Origin of the sequence: Pseudomonas sp. PH1b, assembly GCF_000633395.1 — a bacterium.
Taxonomy (GTDB): domain Bacteria; phylum Pseudomonadota; class Gammaproteobacteria; order Pseudomonadales; family Pseudomonadaceae; genus Aquipseudomonas.
The window spans coordinates 1-20099 of the sequence record NZ_AYMU01000029.1; the positions used below are offsets into that span (position 1 = coordinate 1).

Consider the following 20099-nt stretch of genomic DNA (forward strand, 5'->3'; position numbering starts at 1 on the left):
CAATTGGGGTTTTGTTTTTGCCCAAAGAAAATTTGCTCTTATTCGCAAACAAATTTGCACAGTTATTTTCGAATTGGAACACTAGAATAGCCGCTACTTTCTCCACCTCCAGAGCCCTCTATGCCAGATCCGGTTGACGCCCCCGGGTTGTCAGAATTACCACTGGACGACCTGGTTGCCTGCCATGAGTGCGACTTGCTGATGCGCAAGCCCAGGCTCGCCCACGGTGAGAAAGCCCAGTGCCCGCGCTGCGGCTACGAGTTGTACGCGCATCGGCATAATGTTGTCGAACGCAGCCTGGCGTTGGTGATTGCTGCCTTGTTGTTGTTTGTACCGGCGAACTTTCTTCCCATCATGCAGCTCAATCTACTGGGACAGTCTTCCGAAGATACGGTCTGGAGTGGCGTGCAAGGCCTGTTCGATACCGGAATGGAAGGCGTGGCGCTGGTGGTGTTCCTGTGCAGCATGGGAATCCCGCTGCTCAAGCTGGTTTGCCAGTTGCTGGTCCTGCTGAGCATCCGCTGGGACATAGGTCGCAGCTACGGTCTGCTGCTGTACCGCATTTATCACCATCTGCGTGACTGGGGCATGCTCGAGGTCTACCTGATGGGAGTGCTGGTGGCCATCGTCAAGCTGGCTGATATGGCCTCCATCACTGTAGGCCTCGGGCTGGTGTGTTTTGTCAGTCTGTTGCTGGTGCAAGTCTGGCTGGAAGTGGTGATGTCGCCTCACCAGATCTGGCAGGCGTTATCGGGAGAGGACGTACATGCGGGCGATTGATGCAGATATTCTGATTTGTACCGAATGCCATGAGTTGAATCGGCGAGAAGCTGACAGCGACGGACAAACCTGCACTCGCTGCGGAGCCATGGTTCACCCCCGTCGCCCCAACAGCATCCTGCGGACCTGGGCGTTGCTGCTTACCGCTGCCATTCTCTATATCCCGGCCAACCTCCTGCCGATCATGACCGTCAGTTCCCTGGGCCAGGGTGACCCCAGCACCATTATGTCGGGTGTCATCCAGTTGGTGCAGCACGGCATGTTCCCGATCGCTGCAGTGGTGTTTGTCGCCAGTATTCTGGTCCCCACCTTCAAGCTGGTGGGCATCGCCCTGTTGCTGTTCTCCGTTCAGCGGCACCAGCCACTATCGGCGCGGCAGCGCATCATCATGTACCGCTTCATCGAGTTCATCGGCCGTTGGTCGATGCTGGACATCTTTGTCATCGCCATCCTGGTGGCCGTGGTCAACTTTGGACGCTTGGCCAGCATTGAAGCCAATCTCGGTGCCGTAGCCTTTGCCAGTGTGGTGATCCTGACCATGCTGGCTGCAGTAACTTTCGATCCCCGACTGATCTGGGACAACACGGAGTCGGACGACGACCATGAGTGATTTGCCTACCGCCAAAACCCGACCGGCCTCCAATTGGTCGGCCATCTGGGTCCTGCCCCTGATTGCGTTGATCATCGGAGGCTGGTTGGGCTGGCGTGCCTACAGCCAGACCGGCATCGAGATTCAGTTGCGCTTTGAAAGCGGCGAAGGGATCCAGGCCAACAAGACCGAAGTGGTCTACAAAGGCATGCCGGTGGGCAAGGTCAAGACCCTGGCCCTGGACGACGAAGGCAACTCCAAGGGGGTGATCGCCACCGTGGAGATGAACAAGGACGTCGAGCAGTACCTGAAGACCAATACACGCTTCTGGCTGGTCAAGCCCAGTGTCAGCCTGGCCGGGATCACCGGTCTGGAAACCCTGGTGTCAGGCAACTATATCGCGGTCAATCCTGGGGACGGGGAGCCGACGCGCAAGTTCAAGGCTCTGGCCGAAGAGCCTCCCTTGTCGGATGCCAAGCCCGGTTTGCACCTGACCATCAAGGCTGAACGACTGGGCTCGTTGAACCGTGGCAGCCCGGTGTTCTACAAGCAGATCCAGGTTGGGCAGATCAAGAGCTTCCTGCTCTCTGAAGACCAGAGCACTGTCGAGCTCAAGGTCTATATCGAGCCGACCTATGCCAGCCTGGTGCGCAAACACACACGTTTCTGGAACGCCAGCGGCATCAGCATCGACGCCAACCTGTCCGGTGTGAAAGTGCGCAGCGAATCGCTGTCCAGCATCGTTGCCGGTGGTATCGCCTTCGCCACCCCGGAGAACCGCAAGGATAGCCCGCCTACTGATCCCAGCCTGCCGTTCCGCCTCTACGAAGACTTCGATGCGGCGCAGGCAGGCATCCGGGTCAAGGTGAAGCTCAGTGATTTCGAAGGCTTGCAGGCCGGCCGTACCCCGGTGATGTACAAGGGCATCCAGGTCGGCAGCCTCAAGGCCTTGAAAGTCGATCCCGATCTCTCCAGCGCCACCGCCGAGCTGACCCTTGATCCCCTGGCCGAAGACTACCTGGTCCAGGGCACCCAGTTCTGGACGGTCAAGCCCTCGATCTCCCTGGCTGGCATCACCGGCCTCGAAGCGCTGGTCAAAGGCAACTACATCGCCATTCGCCCCGGCGACAAGGGCGCAGCACCGCAGCGTGAGTTCGAGGCGCGGGCCAAGGCCCCGCCCCTGGACCTGCGTGCCCCGGGCCTGCACATGGTGCTGTTCACCGACAACCTCGGCTCCCTGGAGGTCGGCAGTCCGATTCTCTACAAGCAGGTCAAGGTCGGTTCGGTACAGAGTTACCAGTTCTCCCATACCCGCAAGCAGTTGGTGATCGGCGTCCACATCGAGAAAGAATACGAGGGCCTGGTCAATGGCTCGACGCGCTTCTGGAATGCCAGCGGTATCACCCTGACCGGTGGCCTGACCGGCGGGATTCAGGTCAAGAGTGAATCCTTGCAGAGCCTGATGGCTGGCGGGATCGCCTTCGAGACGCCGCAACCCAATGTGCCGCTGAAAAAACGCATCCCGCGTTTCCGCCTGTTCGCCAACCAGGAAGAAGCGGCGCAGCGAGGCATTCTGCTGAACATCAAGGTCGATCGCGCCGATGGCTTGCGTGCCGGCACCCCGGTGCGCTTCAAGGGCCTGGATGTGGGCAAGCTGGAAGAGGTGACCTTGAGCGCCGACATGCAGTCGGTGATGCTCAAGGCACGGATCACCGAAGTGCCCGAGCGCATCGCCCGGGTTGGCAGCCAGTTCTGGGTGGTCAAGCCGGAACTGGGGTTGATGAAGACCTCGAACCTGGAAACCCTGGTCACAGGCCAGTACATAGAAGTCCAGCCCCCGGTGAAGAACCTGGGCGCGCAAACCAGCTTTGTCGCCTTGGCCCAGCCGCCGCAAGACAGCGTCGAAGAGGCCGGCTTGAGCCTGGTGCTGAGCGCTGCACGACGTGGTTCGCTGAAGGTCGGCGTACCGGTGACCTATCGTGAGGTCGCTGTGGGCAAGGTTACCGGTTACGAGTTGGGGCAGACGGCCGACCGCGTGCTGATCCATATCCTTATCGAACCCAAGTACGCGCCGCTGATTCGTGGTGGCACGCGCTTCTGGAACAGCAGCGGGTTCGGCGTCGACTTCGGCCTGTTCAAGGGGGCCACGGTACGCACCGAGTCACTGGAGACTCTGATCCAGGGCGGTATTGCCTTCGCTACCCCGGATGGCGAGCGCATGGGCAACCCGGCGCGCCCACAGCAAACGTTCCCGTTGTTCGACAAGTTCGAGGAGGAATGGCTGACCTGGGCACCGAAGATTCCCCTCGGCAAATAGCTGCCGTAACGCCAGCCAATGGCAGTTCAGGGCGGCGCATCGAGCGCCGCTTCATAGGCGCCAACAAAAAAGGCCGCACTCGAAAGAGTGCGGCCTTGGCTTTTCAAACGGCGCGGATCAAACCTCGTCCAGCTCCGCTTCTGCTTCGTCTTGCGCTTCCACGTTGAGGGTGGCCTTGACCTGATCGTGACGACGGATGTATTTCCAGTCCGCCTCGTCGATGTAGATGCCGTTCGGGCCACTGCCGCCTTCCAGGTCGATGGCCACCTGGGCCGAGACCTGGGGTTTCACACTGGCCAGGATCGGCACGAAGCCCAATTGCAGGCTGGTTTCCAGCAGCGCCGCCTGGTTGCGTTCGTCGATGTCCGCCGCTTCGTCGAGGTAGTAGGGCAGGCGGATGCGCCCGGCCTGGTCGCGGTCCATCAAGTGCAGCAACAGGTACATGTTGGTCAGCGCCTTGATGGTCATGGTGGTGCCGTTGGACGCCGCGCCATCGATGTCGGTGTGGATCACCGGCTGGCCGTTGACCTTGGTGATCTCGAACGCCAGTTCGAACAGGTCCTTCAGGCCCAGCTGGTTGTGGTTGGCTGCCACCAGCCGCGCCAGGTACTCCTTGGCCTCTTCGTTCTTGTTGTCCTGTTCGGCGCTCTGGCTCAGGTCGAACACCGACAGGGTCTCGCCTTCCTCGTACTGGCCGGCGCTGTGGATGATCTGGTCGATGTGCTTGAGGGCTTCCTTGTTCGGCGCCAGGACGATGCGGAAGCTCTGCAGGTTGGACACCTGGCGCTTGTTGATCTCGCGGTTGAACAGCACCAGTTGGTGTTCCAGGCTGTCGTAGTCGCTGCGGATATTGCGCAGGGTCCGGGCGATATCGGTGACTGCGGCGCGACGCGCCTTGCCCAGGGTCAGGGCTTCGTCGGTGCGGTGGGCATAGGCGTTGATCAACAGCTGCAGGCGACGCTCGACGTCATCCTCGCTGTCGAATTTGGCCACGCCCTTGAGGCGCACCTGGGCATACAGCGCCTCGATCTGGCCGTCGACCCGCTGCAGGCCCTGCCAGCTGTCCTGGTAGTCGTTGAGCAAGGGCAGCAGGTTGTCCATCGAATCGTCTACCGGGTCCATGAACGGCGTGCCGAATGGCAAGTCCGCCGGCAGCAACTGGCGACGGCGCAGGGCGTCGTCGAGGGTGCGCTGCTTGGCTTCCATGTCGGCGATCTGCCGGCCTACCAGTTGCAGCTTGGCCGACAGTTGCTGGACGCGTTCGGTGAAGGCGTCGCTGGAGCGCTTGAGTTCGTCCTGGGCGGCTTCCATCTGTGCCAGCTGCTCCAGCTTCTCGCCTTCCTCGGCGCTCAGGGTCTGGGCGCGGCGGAAGTCTTCCAGGGCTTTCTGCGCGTCCAGTACCTGCTGGTACAGGGCTTCGGTCTGGGTCTTGCTCGCGGCGCGGTCGGCGGCCACGGCGGCCTGGGTCTTGAGCTGCTTGAGTTCCTTTTCCAGGCGCTCCTTCTGGTCGCGCAGGGCCGCGCGGTCGGCCAGGGCCTGCAAGGCTGGCGGCTCGATGTGGGAGATGTCGATGGACAGCCCCGGCACTTCGAAACGTTCGCCCTTGAAGCCGTCGAGAATCAGCTCCACCGACTTCACCCACTCGCCGTTGTCGTCCAGGGCGATGCCGTGCTCGCCCAGGGGCAGGCTGAACAGCGCGCTGTTGAACAGGCGCATCAGGCGTTCCACGTCCTGCTGGGAGAATTCCTCCCGCAGCCGGGCATAGCTGTTGTTGTCGGCGTGGTCGAGCTGCTGCTTCACCGACTTCAGGCGTTTTTCCAGGTCCCGCAGGCGTTCTTCCAGGTCTTCGGCGGAGAACTGCCGTGACTGCGCGAGGGCGCCGGCCAGCTCATCGTGGGCATCCTTGGCCGCCAGCAGTTGCTGCTCCAGGACCTTGACGTCGTCCACCAGGGCGAAGCGGTGCTTGAGCACCGACAGCTCGCCGAGCCAGCGCTGGGTGCCGGTGATTTCCCGCTCCAGGCGCATCATTTCCTGGGTGCTGCTGCGCTGGTCGTTCTGCAGCGCATCCTGTTCGTTGCGGTAGTGCTCGGCCTGGATGGTCAGCTCTTCCTTGCGTGCGCCGGCATAGTCCGACCAGGTGCCCAGCAGCGAATCCAGCAGGGGCGACAGGCGGTGCAGCTTGCCACGCAGGATGTCCCGCTGTTTCACACCGTTGGCCAGGGCTTCCACCAGGGGGCCGGCGGACACCAGGGAGTTGTAGTCCTGCTCCATGCGGCGCACGTCGCGGAAGGCTTCGTCGCAAGCGGCAATGTAGTCGACGCTACCGGAGCGCAGGCTGTGCTCGAAGGCGTCGAGGAACAGCTGCTTGAGCTTGGCCGCGGTGATCTCGCGCATGTGCAGCAGGTTGATGAACAGGGCCCGGAAGGTCTTCAGGCTCTGCTCGCTGGTGGAACGCAGCGGAATCAGGGTCAGGTCCAGGGGGATCGAGGTGTGCCCGCCCACCAGCAACCGGCGCAGTTCGTCCGGCTTGAGCTCGTAGGCTTTCAGGCCCTGGCGCTCAAGGTTGGTGAACAGCTCTTTCTGCCGCAGGCAGGTGTCGTCCTTCTGGTAGTGAGCCAGGTCCAGTTGGCCGGCATAGGCGAAGAACTGGTGGCCGAAGCCGCCACCGGGACCACGTCCGGCCACACCGATCACATGGGGGCCGTGAGGCAGCGAGACTTCCACCAGGATGTAGCTGGTATCGGAGGCGAAGTAGAAGCGCCGGGACTGTTCCAGGCTGTACTTGCCGAAGCTCATGTCCGACATGCGCGCCAGGATCGGGAACTGCAGGGCGTTGATCGACGCCGACTTGCCCAGGTTGTTGGCCCCGTAGACCGACAGCGGTTCTTCCAGGGGGAACAGCCCGAGGCTGTAGCCGGCGGTATTCAAAAGGGCAAAGCGGCGGATGCCGTAGCGTTCCTTGCTCATGCGTCGAGCTCCTGTTCTTCGGCGATGGCGCGAGCCAAGGCGTCTTCTTCACTTTCTTCGGACTCGTCGAATTCGCTCAGGTCCAGCGGGTCATCGGTCTGCAGCAGTTTCTCGTCACTGTCGTGGTCCACCAGTACCGGCGTCGGCAACGGCAGCACGCTGTGCAGGCTGGCAGCCAGGTCGCGGTCTTGCTGCACCGACAGGCAGACGTCGAGGAAACGGTGCATCGGCGGCAGGAAGCGGTAGATGCCCGGCTCCTCGACGGCAAAGCCCAGCTGGGTCATGCGGCGCATGATCTTTTCTTCCAGCTCTTCCTGGGTCTGCACTTCGGCCTGGATGAACAGGTCGCGGTACTTTTCCAGCATGGACGGCAGTTCGTCACGGCCCAGGCTGCCGCCATCGAGCACGGCGATCGGGTCGCGGCCCTGGTCGGCCAGGTGTTCCACCAGGATGAAGGTGAACAGCGCCAGGCGCTGGGCAGTCTTGTTCACCTGGGCGGCGGCGTTGTCCGGGACGAAGTAGTAGAAACCTCGGGTATCACACACCAGTTCGAAGCCCAGGGCCTTGAACAGGGTGCGGTACTGATCCTGGAAGTTCGACAGTTGGGCATACAGCTCCGGGTCGCGGCGGCTGACGTGGTAACCCTTGAACAGCTCGCGGAAGATCGGCGCCAGCTGGGACAGTTCGGAAAGATCAAGATGCATTGGCGTTGCTCGCAGAATGCTCGGCGGCGTCATCGCGGGCCGAGAGCAGGGCGAAGGAGCGCAGGCTGACCTGGTGCTCCTGGGTGTGGTAGTCGCGGCGTTCGAGGCGCTCGCGCTTGAAGCGTTTTTCCCGGGACAGGCGCGAGAACCAGTACAGCAGTTCGTCGGTGGCGCCGTCGGGCTCCTGGTCCAGCAGCCAGCTCATCAGGTCTGGCATCGGCAGGGCGTCTTCGCAGCGCTCGAGCATTTCCCGGACCGTGCGCGGCGCCTTGGGCGCCAGGCCCTTGTGGGTCTTGTGGGCCTTGGGGAAGCGCGCCGGCTTGGGCTCGAAGCGGGCCAGGGCATAGACATAGGCCTCTACCTGGCCGGAGCTGCCGAGGAAGGTGCTCTGCGGACGGGTGAACATTGGCATGGCCGCTTGTGGCACCGCGTCGATGCCCTTGCGCCGGATCGCCGACAGGGCCAGGGCCGCGCCGCGGGTCACGGCGTTGTGCCGGCGGGCTTCCTCGCGCAGCGGCAGCAGCAGTTCCCGGGCATGGCGCAGGGTCAGCTGGGCGCTGGTCTGCATTTCCAGGATCCGCGCGTGGGTGCGCAGCAGCATGTCGTCGTCCACCAGGTGGCCCAGGCGCTGCTGCTCGGTGAGCATGCGCAGCAGGACGTTCTCCACCTTGCGCACGCCCTGTTCGAAGGCGCCGTCGGCGTTCACCAGCTGGATCATCGGCTCGACGTATTCATCCCAGGTGGCCAGCACCTCGGCGTAGCGCTGGCGCAGGGGGATCTGCCGGTCGCTGGTCTTGGCCCGTTCGGCCACGGCCACCAGGGCCTGCTCATCGTTGGCGAGTTTTTTCAGAACATCGCGTACGCGCATGTCCAGCAGCCGCAGCTGGCGCGCCAGGTCGTTGCCGTCGCGCACGTCGAAGGCGTCCTGGATGTACCCGGCCAGACGCTCCAGGTGACGCAGGTAGGCCTCGATCTCCAGGCACAGGCCCAGGCGGTGCTCACGGCGCAGGTAGGCGAGGAAGTCATGGATCTGCGCATTGAGCTCGAAACGGTTCGGGCTTTTCGCCACCGGGACCAGGATGTCCAGGCGTATCCATACGTCCAGCAGTTGGGTGATGTCCTGGGGCGTGCTGTCCAATTGTTGGGCAGCCAGCTGTGAACGCAGTTCGGCAAGACTCAGGGTGCCTTGGTCGAAGTGCTCGCACAGCGGCTCCAGAAGTGCCCAGTGTTCGGCGAGGGCGCGCAAGACGCGCTTGGGTTCGATCATCGGAATGGCCGGCTGGTTGGCAATGAAAAGCGGCGATTGTACTGCATCAGGGGCCCGACGATTCACCCCTCGGTCCAGTCAGGGGACAGACTGTCGCTTTGGCGCGCAATCAACTGCGGGCGATCTTGCGCGAAGGGCGGTAGAATCCTCCACCTCAGTTATCCACAAGTGGCCGACCTTTGCTTATCGAGTCCCGTCGTCGCGCTTATCTGTCCGCCATGCAGGTGGTCAGCTGGCTGCCGCGCAGCGAATTGCCCTTTGCCGCCCCGTCGCGCCCCGAGTTGCTGGCCCTGCCCGAGCCGGTGGTGGAGGCGCCGCCTGCGCCCGTGGCAGAGGCGAAAGCCCCGGCAGCCCCGGTGGCCAAGCCGGGCGAACGGCCGAAAATCGAAGTCCCGCGTCCCTCCGTCACCTCCTCGCGCCTGGCCAGCAAGCCGGCAACCGAGGGTGAAGAGGCCCCGGCGCCGGTGGTCAAGGCCCCGGTCGTACCGCCACCGCGCTTTGCCCTGCAACTGCTGCGGGCCGGTCGCTGCCTGCTGCTGGTGGAGTTACCCACAGGCGAAGCTTTCCAGAGCCGCGATCCGGCCTACCTGCTACTCAAGGACATGCTGCGTGCCGCCGGCCTGCCGGACAGCCCGCAGATCCTCGCCGAACCGGTGCGCTGGCCGATGCTGACCCGGGGCAACCTGGACCAGGGCCCCGAAGCCGCCCGCGATTTCGTCCAGGCATTCGTCGGGGTGCGGATCGAGGAAGAGCCCTGCGTCTGCCTGTGGCTGATCGGCTTGCCGGCGGTGCGTTTTGCCGGCGAAGCCGATGCGCAATCCTACAACCGCGAGCTCCAGGTCGAAGGCCTGGGTTCGGCCTGGGCCTTGCCCGGCCTGGAACTATTAATGGAAGAGCCACAGCGTAAGGCTGATGTCTGGCAAGCCATGCGTCGGCTGATGGCGCGCTGGAAGAGCACTGATGAGTAAAAGTACCAATGAGTGACGCCTTGACCTTCCGCCTGGCCACCGAGGCGGACTTGGAAGCCATCCTGAAAATCGAATATGCGGCGTTCAGTCACCCCTGGACCCGGGGCATCTTCATGGATGCCTTCAAGTCCTACGAAGTCTGGTTGATGTTCGAAGGCAGCCAGCAGGTGGGCCACGGCGTCATCCAGGTGATCATCGACGAAGCGCACCTGCTGAACATCACCGTCAAGCCGGAAAGCCAGGGCCGCGGCCTGGGCTTGCGGCTGCTGGAAGAACTGATGAAGCGCGCCTATCAGAAGGACGCCCGGGAGTGCTTCCTGGAAGTGCGCTCCAGCAACCAGAGTGCTTACCGGTTGTACGAGCGCTACGGCTTCAATGAAGTAGGGCGCCGCCGCGACTACTACCCGGCGGTAGGCGGGCGCGAAGACGCCCTGGTCATGGCCTGCACCCTGGTGGATTAAGCCTCAAGGCGCACGCTGGCTGCTGTAGGAGCTGGCTTGCCAGCGAAGGCGCCAATCGGGGGGATGCATGGCTCGACGGCCTCTTAGCCGCCAAGCCGGCTGCTACGGGAGAAGGCGTCATTGAATGCAGCGCCACGCTCAGGGTTTGCCGTCCAGCGGGTCGCGGCGCGCGAGTTCGGCTTCATCCAGGCCATTTCCACCGCCGATTTGCGCTTCTTCGACAATACTCAGATCCCAGTCGGCCGGTTTTCCGGAACCGGTTTCCCGGGCGGAGCGAGCACCGTCCTCACGGATCAGGGTTTCCGGGCTCAGGTCGTCGTCAGTGGAGCCGTCGTCGGTAGGCTGGCCCGGGCGGCCACTGCGGATGTCGTTGTCCTGATCATCGAAATGCAGTTCTTCCATGGAACCCATGCGGTCCTGGTCGTCGTCGATGGGTTCGGGTTGCGGTGCACCGTAGGGGCGTCGTGATTCAGTCATGGCAAATGCTCATACTTCAGGGGTTCAAAGGGTGGACCCATGGCGCCCGGCAAGATTCCCCGGCGACGGATGACCGGTATCTGCAGCCACACGCGTGACCCCGACAGGCGCTCGTCTGTCAAAGCAGCGCATCATTCTTGAGGCTTCACAGCATGAACGAACTACAAGATCTGATTGATAACAACGAGCGTTGGGCCGAGGCGATCAAGCAGGATGACCCTGACTTCTTCTCCAAGCTGGCTCGCCAGCAGACCCCGGAATACCTGTGGATCGGCTGCTCGGACGCCCGCGTGCCGGCCAACGAGATCGTCGGCATGCTGCCGGGCGACCTGTTCGTGCACCGCAATGTGGCCAATGTGGTACTGCACACCGACCTCAACTGCCTGTCGGTGATCCAGTACGCGGTGGATGTACTCAAGGTCAAGCACATCCTGGTCACCGGCCACTACGGCTGTGGCGGTGTGCGTGCCTCAATGCAGGATCGCCAGCTGGGCCTGATCGACGGCTGGCTGCGTTCGATCCGCGACCTGTACTACGAGCACCGTGAAGCGCTGGGACAACTGGCCACGGAAGAAGAGCGGGTCGACCGTCTCTGCGAGTTGAATGTGATCCAGCAGGTGGCCAACGTCGGCCATACCAGCATCGTGCAGAACGCCTGGCATCGCGGGCAGAGCCTGTCGATCCATGGTTGCATCTACGGGATCAAGGACGGTCGCTGGAAGAGCCTGAACGCCACCATCAGCGGCTTTGAACAGCTGCCGCCGCAGTACCGCCTGCGTCCGGTCGGCGCCGTCTGAGGCGACTGGGCACAGCGGCCTGTAGCCGCTGGCTCAGGCCTTGACGAGGCTCCATGAGCCATTCCCGACCCTGGGTACACGCCTGTGACTGAAGGCGTGTTGCCCCGGGCGGTTATGGTTTGCAGCCGCCGTGACAGCTCTTTTGGCAGCCCAGCGGCTTTGTCGGCGCTGCTTGATTACAGATGCGGCACCTCGGTACTTGGCGCCGGTGCCGGGGCCTTGAGCTGGTTGAGCTGGGTCTTGATCGGTGCACTGGTGCATTTGGCCGCGGCTTGCTGCTCGGTCAGCTTGCGCACCGAGGTGTAGAACAGCTCGCAGGTCTGCGCCTTCTGGGTCACTTGCCAGGTCTGGGTGCAACTGCTCAGCAGGGCACTGGCATCGCTCCCCGGCTTGCTGCCCATGCCCGCCTGCCAGCAGGCGGCGCTCAGGTCCTGGCCCATGACCTTCAGGCCTGCGGCATCGGCCTTGGCCTGGTCGTTGTCATAGTTGGCCGGGTCCGCCGCGTACCAGATATAGCTGGGGTGGTTGGAGCCCAGCACCGGCACTTTCACCCCTTCGCTGGGGCTGATCTGTGCCAGGCCCAGCACATTCACTGTGACCCCGTACTGCTGCTTGAGCCAATTGCGCACCGGCGCGCCGAACGCCACCATCGGCAGGGCCGCGCCGCCGGCGTTCTGGCTGACCTGCTTGACCATGGTGGTTTGATAGCTGTTGAAATAGCTGTAGACCCCCTCCAGATCCTTGCCGGCATTGGACGGCGCGGCAATCGGTGCGATGTCGACGATGGTCTGGTAGGCCGGGGTCTGCTCGGCGGCGATGCCGTTGGCGGTCAGCAGAGTGGCCCAGCGATCGGTGGTGGCCGACTCCAGGTAGTCCTGGGCCTGGGTCAGCGAATAGTCCGGTGGAAAGTGCAGCAACTCGACGCTCTTGCGATTTTCCAGCGCCATGCCCAGGGGCAGGAACAGGTACCAGCTGTAGGCCCACTTGCCGTCCTTGTTGAGCTGGCTGGCGCCGTTGTAGGCCAGGTCGCCGGCATCCAGCAGAGCGTTCAAGGGCTTGTCGTAGCCGGTCGGCACGCCAGTGATCGAGGCCAGGACCTGGTCGCCGGCAGTCTTCACGCTGACCTTGGCGGCGCTGTAGCCGTCGCGTTGCACGCTCTGGGTCAGGTAATGCTCCACCGTCTGTTCCAGGGTCCAGTTGCGAAAGCAGATGACGTTGCAGTTGTTGGGGTAGGCGAAGAGCTGGGTGACGCGCTGGGGGCTGCCCAGATTGACCTCGACATCGGCCTGGGCCGTCGCGCTCAGGGCGGCAGCGGTCAGCGCGAGGGTCATTCCTGCGAATTTGAACATGCTCAGATCCTTTTCAGCGTGAACCCCTTCGAAGGGGGGGCAGGACATACTGAAACAGCGCCGCCTGGAGAAACAGCCGGGAGCGAAAAAATATCCGCCTTGGTGGATTGGCGAGCGTTCAGCCGGGGAACAGCCGGGTCAGGGGAAAGCCGGGGGCGTGGACCTGGCAGACCCGGATCAGCACCACCATGAGCAACAGGTAGGCCGGTTGCCAGGGGCTGAAATGATTCCAGTGCAAGGCGCCGAGCCACGGATGTCGGGCGCAGAAGTCCGGGTTCGGCTGGCCGATTCGCCCTGAGTGCAGCACGCCGATCAGGGCAAAGCCCAGGTAGGCGAGCATGCCCAGTACCCCCAGCCAGTAGCCGAATACGCTCAGTATCGCCACTTGCGGCACGCCGTGTCGCAGCACCAGCCATTGTTGCTGCGGGTTCAGGCGCTTGGGGACCAGGCGTTCGCTCAACCACAGGTCCAGCGCCAGCAGGCGGGCGGCCACCGGTTCCCAGGTGTTGAGCAGGATCAGGGCGAAAATCGCCAGGACCCCCGCGCAACCCATGGCCAGAATCAGCGCCATTTCCTTGCTGTACTCGGGCTTGCCCATGAAATACAGGCCCAGGGCCAGGCTGCTGCCGACGCCGCAGCGAATCCAGTTATCCACGCCCAGGGGGCGCGGCATCAGTTCCTGCCAGAAAAACACGTCCGCACGAGGCAGCCGTTCCAGCAGTGCAGGAAAACGTGAAGCCAGGGTCTGGGAGAGCTCCATGCAGGCCAGCCAGTGTTCGTCTTCGAAGTGACGGGTCAGGGCGATCTGGCGCCGGCACGGCTGCGGATTGAGCAACAGCCGCGCGGCGGCAACTTCCGGCGTCGCATCGTGAGTCTTCGCGGCATTGGCCAGCAGCTTCTGATAGAAGGCTTCCTGCTGGCAGCGCTCGATCAGCGACTGCCAGATCCATGACGGTTCAGGGGTGGCGCCGCGCCGGTCGTCCCAGCCGAACAACTGGCACACCCGGTCGAACAACGGCAACTGCCAGCGCTGTTCGTGCAGCAGCTCCAGTACCTCGTTCTGCCAGTACTGACGATGGTCAAAGATGCGCAGCCAGGGCTGCTCGCAATAGTTGGCCAGTTGCGTCAGGAATGCCCGTTCCTGGCCAGCTTCCAGGTGGGCTTCCAGCGTGCGGCGGTACTCTTGCAACACGGCTTGCACCAGCACGGCCTCCTGCAGGACGGTCATGCAGGGGCGCTGCCAGGGCGTCAGCCAGTCCAGGTGCTGGATCGCCCAGAGGATCATCGCCATGTGCTGCTCGGGCTGTTCATAACAGCGGGCCAGCAGATGCTTGAGGAACTCCCGGTCGCAGGCCTGCTGTTCGGCCTGCTGCCAGCGCTGTGGCAGGTTCTCGGCGTTCAGGCCCTCCAGCAATGGCCATGGGTCAGGCTGTGGCGGCGCTGGCGCCAGTTCCGGCAACGGCTCCGGGGTCCAGTCTGCAAGGGGCTCGACGATCAGCGGGTGCAGCTCCAACAAACTTGACCAGTGCTGCAGGTTGTCCGGGGGCTGGGTGGCCGTGAGGGGGGCGCTGATGACCACGGGGGCATCGTCCTCGGCCGCCGCTTCATCGGCGCGCCAGCGAGCCAGTTGCAGGGCTCGCTCATAGGCTTCGCGCAGGCGCTGGAATCCCTCGGCATCCTCGTCGGGGCGAGTGCTCTTGAGTCGCCGGGCATAGCTGCGCTTGATACTGCGCTCGTCGGCATCCGCGGTCAGCCCCAGGAGAGTCCAGCAATCCATGTCGTGGCTCCTCAGTGCCAGTGGCCGTTTTCCAGCCGCTGCAGTTGCTCGCTGAGCTGAGTGCGCACCTCGCGGATCTTGCGTTCGTCCTGGGTCTCCAGCACCTGCTGGAACTGCCCGGCCCAGTAGCCGATCTGCTCGCGCAACTCGCCCAGGCTCTCCTGGTAGAGCCGTTCCAGGCGGGCACTGAGCAAGGTGTTGACCTGCTGGTCCCGGGGGTGGACCTTCAGTTGTTCCAGGGCCTTGAGACGCTCGCGGATCTCTTCCGGGGTCAGTACGCCGGGGTTGTTCTCGATCACCAGGGAATGGCTTTCTCCGGTCAGCGGAATGCTCACCTGAGCCTCCAGCAGGCCGTTGATGTCATAGGTGAAGCGCACATCCAGCGAGACTTCGCCGGCCTTGCGCTTGGGCACCTTGATCTCCAACTGGCCGAGGGCGACGTTGTCGCGCACCAGTCGGCTTTCGCCCTGGAAGATCTTCAGCAGCACTTGTTCCTGATGGTCATGCAGGGTCTGCACGGTCTTGACCCGGCTCACCGGCACCACGCTGTTGCGTTCGATGATCGGCAGGTAGTGCCCGCTCTCGATCTGGCTGCCGTACTGCTGGGAGGTCTCGATGCCCAGGGTGTAGGAGCAGACGTCAGTCAGCACCACTTCCTCCAGGGCGGCGGAGCGCACCTTGAGGGCGGCCTGGACCGCCGCTCCCTGGGCCACCACCTGGTCGGGGTCGAGGCTGATGGAGGGAAAACGCCCGAACAGCCCGGCTGCCAGCTTGCGCACCAAGGGCATGCGAGTGGCGCCGCCGACCAGGAGGATCTCATCCAGGTCGCTGACGCGGATTCGCGCATCGCGCAGGGCCCGTTCGATGGGGGCCCGCAAGCGTTCGAGCAGCGGGGTATAGAGGGTTGCCAGTTGCGCCTGGGTGATGGTCTGGGTCCATTGCCGGCCGTCGACCCGCAAGTTGAATTCGGCGCTGCTGTCCTGGCCCAGGGCGCGGCGCACCCGCTCGGCTTCCCGGCGCAGGGCCTGGAGCACCGTCTGGCGCTCGGGGAAGTCCGCCACCCCGGCCTGCTGTTCAAGGAAGTGCTCCAGCAGCAGGCTGTCGAAATCCTCGCCGCCGAGGAAGTTGTCACCGGCGCTGGCACGCACCTCCATGACCCCATCGAACAGCTCCAGGATCGACACATCGAAGGTACCGCCGCCGAGGTCGAAGACCAGGAACGAGGTTTCCTTGTCGCGCTGGTGCAGGCCGTAGGCCAGGGCGGCGGCGGTAGGTTCGTTGATCAGCTTTTCCACCTTGAGCCCCGCCAGCTCGCCGGCGATCCGCGTGGCCTTGCGCTGGGCGTCGCTGAAGTACGCCGGCACGCTGATCACCGCTTCCTCCACCGGTTCGCCATAGGCCCGCTCGACATCTTCCTTGAGGCTCTTGAGCACCAGGGCCGAGAGCTCTTCCGGACGGAACAGACGCTCGCCCAGGCGCACCTCGGTGGCGCTGCCCATGTAGCGCTTGAACAGCGCAGCGGTCAGATGCGGGTGGGTGTGCAAGCGCTCCCTGGCGGCTTGCCCCACCAGGACCCGGCCCTGTTCATCCAGGCCCACCACGCTGGGAGTGAGGAACTGGCCCAGGGCGTTGGGTACCAGTTCGCTGGAGGTTTCGCGCCAGACGGCGACCAGGCTGTTGGTGGTCCCCAGGTCGATGCCTACGATCATGACGACGAACTCCCTTTCCAATCGGAAAACAAATGAAACAGACAGGTGGCGCGCAGGATATTACCCCGCGAGTGAATGGGTAAAGTAGGCGATGTCTTTTTGCCACTATCGTGGCCGCATGAAGATTGCAGAAAGCCGACCGCGCCGGCGCGTCATTGCCCGTTGTGACCGCTGCGCGGTTTGGGCGGGCCTTGGGCCTGACGCCGGGCTTTCCTGGCTGTGGAATGGAGGAGGGGCGCCAGTGGCCGGGGCGAGTGCCCCGGCCGGGAGGGCTCAAGCGCTGAAGTGCAGAGCGTTGGTCAGGTCGCCCATGGGTTTCTGGCCGCGAGCGATCATTGCCTGGTCACGTTCCTTGATGCCGTCCAGGGTCTCCAGCTGGAACACCCGGGTGATCAGCCGCAGGATCGAGGCGGTGTCGTAGACCGTGTGGTCCACCGTGCCCTTGCGGGCGAACGGCGACACCACCAGTGCCGGGATCCGCGTGCCCGGGCCCCAGCGATCGCCCTGGGGCGGTGCCACGTGGTCCCACCAGCCGCCGTTTTCGTCGACCGTGACAATCACCACCATGTTTTTCCATTGCGGGCTCTCGCGCAGCACTTTCAGCGCCCGGTCGAGGTGTCGGTCGCCGGCGGCCACATCGGCGTAGCCGGCGTGCAGGTTGAGGTTGCCCTGGGGTTTGTAGAAGGTCACCGCCGGCAGCTTGCCGGCCTCGGCGTCGGCGAAGAACTTGTTGGTGGCCGATTCATCCCCCAGGCCGCCATCACGCAGGCGCTTGGCGCGTTCGGCCGGGTTCTCCGGGCCCTGGCGCACGAAATAGTTGAACGGCTGGTGGTGGTACTGGAAGTTGGGGATCTTGGGGATCCCGCCCGAATCCTTGAACTGTTCCAGGGTGGCCTGCCAGGCGCCGCCGTACCAGGCCCAGTCGACGTTTTTCTTCGACAGCTTGTCGCCGATGTGCTCGTGGGTCTGGGGCACCAGCACGCTGGGCAGGTCGGGCTTGGCGTAGTCCGGGCGCTCCGGGTCGCGGATCCAGGTCGGCCAGTAGGGCGGGGCCATGGTGTTGACCGCGTAGCCGTCCGGGGTCAGGGCGCTGGGGCCGAACTGCGGGGCACCGTCCATGGCACTGGCCGGGGACTTGTCCAGCGGCTTGAGGCGAGTGCCCTTGGGATCGTCGCCCTGCAAGGTGGCGATCTGCGACTTGGCCACCGAATTGGCGGCGTCCGGGTAGAACGGCACCTTGGCGCTGATCAGGTACTGGTGGTTGAGGAACGAACCGCCGAAGGCCCCCTGGAAGAAGTTGTCGCAGAGCACGAACTCCCGGGCCACATCCCACAGGCGCAAGGAATACCGGGTCTGGGCATAGTGCCCCATGGTCAGGGCGCCGGAGTCGGCCCAGGCCACGAAGCTGTCGTTCTTGCCGCCGTTGATCTGCATCTGGTTCTGGTAGAACACGTGCCACAGGTCGCGGGTCACCAGCCCCAGGGGCAGGTCCTCGCCGCTCGGCCCCTTGAGGGCGAAGGGGGCATTGGGCAGGTTTTCCTGGAACTGGGTTTCCACCGGGTAGGTGACGCCGTCCAGGGTCTGCGGGCCGACTTGCAGGATGCCGCCCCAGATCGGCGGCAGTTTTGCCAGCAGGCTGCCGTCGCGGTCCCGTTGCTGGGTCTGCTCGGGCTTCACCGCCGAGAGCGGATTTTCCAGCCCCGGGAAGTTGGCGAAGAGGTTGTTGAAGCTGCGGTTCTCGGCGAACACCACCACCACATTCTTCACCTGCTGTTGCAGGGCCTTGTCCAGTTCGGCTGGGGACAGCGGACGTTCCTGCGGCTTCTCCCCCGGCTCGCCAGGCTGGCCACAGGCGCTCAGGGTGGCGCCTACCCCCAGAACGGCAACGCCGCCTAGAAAGCGGCGGCGGCTGGTATCGGCGGGCTGATCGGGGGCGGATGCGGGGGTGTCGTGCAGGTCGGTGTCGTCGCTCATATAGGCTCCTTGCTCGGTCTCTCTGATAATTCGTTACAAAGTATTTCGGTCGCACGGTAACAACCGAACATGACGCAAAGACTACAGGAATGCTGCTCCCGTCCCTCGGGTTGAGCGGGGAAATCTCTGAAATTTCAGCAGATAAGCGTTAATCACAGGCCCGCGACCGCAGCCGGAAGCGGGCCTGCGGGTACCTCAGGGAATCACCGGGGGCAGGTACGCCAGGGTGGTGCCCAGGGCCCAGAGCAGCACCAGCACCAAGGGGGCATGCACCAGCAACTGGACGAAGGAGAAACCGATCAGGTCCCGCGCCTTCAGGCCCAGTACCCCGAGCAACGGCAGCATGTAGAACGGATTGATCAGGTTCGGCAGGGCCTCGGCAGCGTTGTAGATCTGCACCGCCCAGCCCAGGTGGTACTGCAGGTCATTGGCCACCTGCATCACGTAGGGCGCCTCGATGATCCACTTGCCGCCACCGGACGGAATGAAGAACCCCAGCACCGCCGAATACACCCCCATCAGCAGGGCATAGGTGTCGTGGGAAGCGATCTGCACGAAGAAGGTCGAAATGTGATGGGCCAGGGTCTGGCCATCCACGCCCTTGACCACGGTCATCAGCGCGGCGATGGAGCCGTACAGCGGGAACTGGATCAGCACGCCGGTGGTGGTGGGTACGGCCCGGGCCACTGCATCGAGGAAACTGCGCGGGCGCCAGTGCAGCAGGGCACCGGCCATCAGGAACAGGAAGTTGTAGGTGTTGAGCCCGGAGATCGCGGTGATCGCCGGCTTGGTGGCGAACTCGTGATACAGCCAGCCGGCGGCCAGCAGCGCCAGCAGCAGGGTCAGCAGCGGGCTGTACTCCAGCCACTCGCCGGGGCGGGTGCGGGGTTGCGGCTTGGGCATGCTGAAACTCGGATCGACACCGCAGGCCTGGGCATCACGGGCGCTGCTGGGCCCGGGTGCGGTGGCATAGGCCACTGCCAGCGACACCAGGACCAGGGCCAGCAACAGGACCCCTGACTGCCAGAGGAAGATGGTCTGGGTGAAGGGAATCACCCCGGTAATGGCCAGGATCGACGGCGGCAGGCTGCCGGGGTTGGCTTGCAGTTGCGCGGCGGACGATGACAGGCCCAGGGCCCAGACGGCGCCGAGTCCCAGGTAGGCGGCGGCACCGGCGGCGCGGTAATCCATGCGCAACTCGGTGCGCCGGGCCAGGGCCCGTACCAGCAGGCCGCCGAACACCAGGGACAGGCCCCAGTTGAGCAGGGAGGCGACCATGGAGATCAGCGCCACCCAGGCCACCGCCGAGCGGCCGTTCCTGGGGATGCGCGCCAGTTTGTCGATCAGCTTCACCGCCGGCGGTGAGCTGGCCACCACGTAACCGCCGATGACCACGAAGGCCATCTGCATGGTGAAGGGGATCAGGCTCCAGAAGCCGTCGCCAAACGCCATGGCGGCGTCGGTGGGCTTGGCGCCCATGGCCAGGGTGGCCAGGGCGACGATGATCACCGCCAGCGCGGCGAACACCCAGGAGTCGGGAAACCAGCGTTCGGCCCAGTTCGAGCAGCGCAGGGCGAAGCGGGCGGAGCGGCTATCTTGAATATCAGCGGCCACGTGGATACCTCGAGTTTCTTATGTTTATAAGGAGGTCGGCCGCCCCTGGCAGAGGCGGCCGAGAACTGTGCAAGAATGCGGCAATTGCCACGGACTGCAAAGGACTGAACACCCATGTCATTTTCCCCTGAAGAACGCGCCGCGCTGCTCAAGGTCAAGGGTGTCGGCCCAACTGTGGTGGGCCGGCTGGAGCAACTGGGCATCCACTCGCTGGCGCAGTTGGCGGGCGCCGATGCCCTGGACATCGTCACCCAGGCCTCGGCGCTGCTGGGTTCCAGCTGCTGGAAGAACAGCCCCCAGGCCCGCGGCGCGATCCAGGCCGCGATCGCCATGGCCAAGGGCAACTGAG

The 20099-nt window shown here is 64.0% G+C and carries 16 protein-coding genes; 7 read left to right on the plus strand and 9 right to left on the minus strand.

The genetic code is table 11. The features are described from left to right. The first annotated feature begins 120 nt into the window (after nucleotides 1–120). The 3 genes from U873_RS0129930 to U873_RS0129940 are packed head-to-tail and all read left to right on the plus strand — an operon-like array spanning nucleotide 121 to nucleotide 3686. Nucleotides 121–780 carry a paraquat-inducible protein A gene (locus tag U873_RS0129930; RefSeq protein ID WP_025131750.1) on the plus strand — a complete coding sequence of 220 codons (660 nt, stop codon included), beginning with the start codon at nucleotides 121–123 and terminating at the stop codon, nucleotides 778–780. Then, nucleotides 767–1390 carry a paraquat-inducible protein A gene (locus U873_RS0129935; RefSeq protein WP_025131751.1) on the plus strand — a complete coding sequence of 208 codons (624 nt, stop codon included), beginning with the start codon at nucleotides 767–769 and terminating at the stop codon, nucleotides 1388–1390. Before U873_RS0129930 ends, U873_RS0129935 begins: the two co-directional genes overlap by 14 nt. Further along, a complete protein-coding gene (locus U873_RS0129940) occupies nucleotides 1383–3686 on the plus strand; it encodes a PqiB family protein (protein ID WP_025131752.1) in 2304 nt (767 codons plus the stop codon). The genes U873_RS0129935 and U873_RS0129940 overlap by 8 nt, the downstream gene beginning before the upstream one ends. A 117-nt stretch (nucleotides 3687–3803) precedes the next feature. On the opposite strand, the gene mksF is transcribed toward U873_RS0129940, so the two are convergent. The 3 genes from mksF to mksB are packed head-to-tail and all read right to left on the minus strand — an operon-like array spanning nucleotide 3804 to nucleotide 8624. Then, nucleotides 3804–6653: an Mks condensin complex protein MksF gene (mksF, locus tag U873_RS0129945; protein ID WP_025131753.1), complete on the minus strand. Its 2850-nt coding sequence runs from the start codon at nucleotides 6651–6653 to the stop codon at nucleotides 3804–3806. Continuing rightward, a complete protein-coding gene (gene mksE / locus U873_RS0129950) occupies nucleotides 6650–7357 on the minus strand; it encodes an Mks condensin complex protein MksE (RefSeq protein ID WP_025131754.1) in 708 nt (235 codons plus the stop codon). The genes mksF and mksE overlap by 4 nt, the downstream gene beginning before the upstream one ends. After that, complete coding sequence (gene mksB, locus U873_RS0129955; RefSeq protein WP_043274734.1) at nucleotides 7347–8624, minus strand: Mks condensin complex protein MksB; 1278 nt, start codon at nucleotides 8622–8624, stop codon at nucleotides 7347–7349. The genes mksE and mksB overlap by 11 nt, the downstream gene beginning before the upstream one ends. 179 nt (nucleotides 8625–8803) lie before the next feature. Here mksB and U873_RS0129960 point away from each other — a divergent pair, with 179 nt between their 5' ends. After that, complete coding sequence (locus tag U873_RS0129960; protein ID WP_043274727.1) at nucleotides 8804–9592, plus strand: hypothetical protein; 789 nt, start codon at nucleotides 8804–8806, stop codon at nucleotides 9590–9592. Nucleotides 9593–9600: 8 nt separating this feature from the next. Beyond that, entirely contained in the window at nucleotides 9601–10053 is a 453-nt protein-coding gene (gene rimI, locus U873_RS0129965) for a ribosomal protein S18-alanine N-acetyltransferase (protein WP_025131757.1), read from the plus strand. A gap of 138 nt (nucleotides 10054–10191) precedes the next feature. Here rimI and U873_RS0129970 read toward each other — a convergent pair whose 3' ends face one another. Then, nucleotides 10192–10530, minus strand: a complete 339-nt coding sequence (locus tag U873_RS0129970) for a hypothetical protein (RefSeq protein ID WP_025131758.1) — start codon at nucleotides 10528–10530, stop codon at nucleotides 10192–10194. A 152-nt stretch (nucleotides 10531–10682) separates the two neighbouring features. On the opposite strand from U873_RS0129970, the gene can reads away from it, so the two are divergent. Beyond that, a complete protein-coding gene (gene can, locus U873_RS0129975) occupies nucleotides 10683–11327 on the plus strand; it encodes a carbonate dehydratase (RefSeq protein ID WP_025131759.1) in 645 nt (214 codons plus the stop codon). A 176-nt stretch (nucleotides 11328–11503) separates the two neighbouring features. Here can and U873_RS0129980 read toward each other — a convergent pair whose 3' ends face one another. The 5 genes from U873_RS0129980 to U873_RS0130000 all read right to left on the minus strand — a co-directional run bounded on the left by U873_RS0129980 (nucleotide 11504) and on the right by U873_RS0130000 (nucleotide 19750). Then, a complete protein-coding gene (locus U873_RS0129980; RefSeq protein ID WP_025131760.1) occupies nucleotides 11504–12676 on the minus strand; it encodes a hypothetical protein in 1173 nt (390 codons plus the stop codon). Nucleotides 12677–12794: 118 nt separating this feature from the next. Then, nucleotides 12795–14453 (minus strand): J domain-containing protein, encoded by a 1659-nt coding sequence (locus U873_RS0129985; protein ID WP_025131761.1) that lies wholly within the window; start codon nucleotides 14451–14453, stop codon nucleotides 12795–12797. An 11-nt stretch (nucleotides 14454–14464) separates the two neighbouring features. Continuing rightward, a complete protein-coding gene (locus tag U873_RS0129990) occupies nucleotides 14465–16162 on the minus strand; it encodes a molecular chaperone HscC (RefSeq protein WP_025131762.1) in 1698 nt (565 codons plus the stop codon). A gap of 273 nt (nucleotides 16163–16435) precedes the next feature. Continuing rightward, a complete protein-coding gene (locus tag U873_RS0129995; RefSeq protein WP_025131763.1) occupies nucleotides 16436–18136 on the minus strand; it encodes an acid phosphatase in 1701 nt (566 codons plus the stop codon). 195 nt (nucleotides 18137–18331) lie between these two features. Continuing rightward, nucleotides 18332–19750, minus strand: a complete 1419-nt coding sequence (locus tag U873_RS0130000; protein WP_025131764.1) for a short-chain fatty acid transporter — start codon at nucleotides 19748–19750, stop codon at nucleotides 18332–18334. Nucleotides 19751–19864: 114 nt separating this feature from the next. Here U873_RS0130000 and U873_RS0130005 point away from each other — a divergent pair, with 114 nt between their 5' ends. Then, entirely contained in the window at nucleotides 19865–20098 is a 234-nt protein-coding gene (locus tag U873_RS0130005; RefSeq protein WP_025131765.1) for a Pathogenicity locus, read from the plus strand. The last annotated feature ends 1 nt before the right edge of the window (nucleotide 20099 follow it).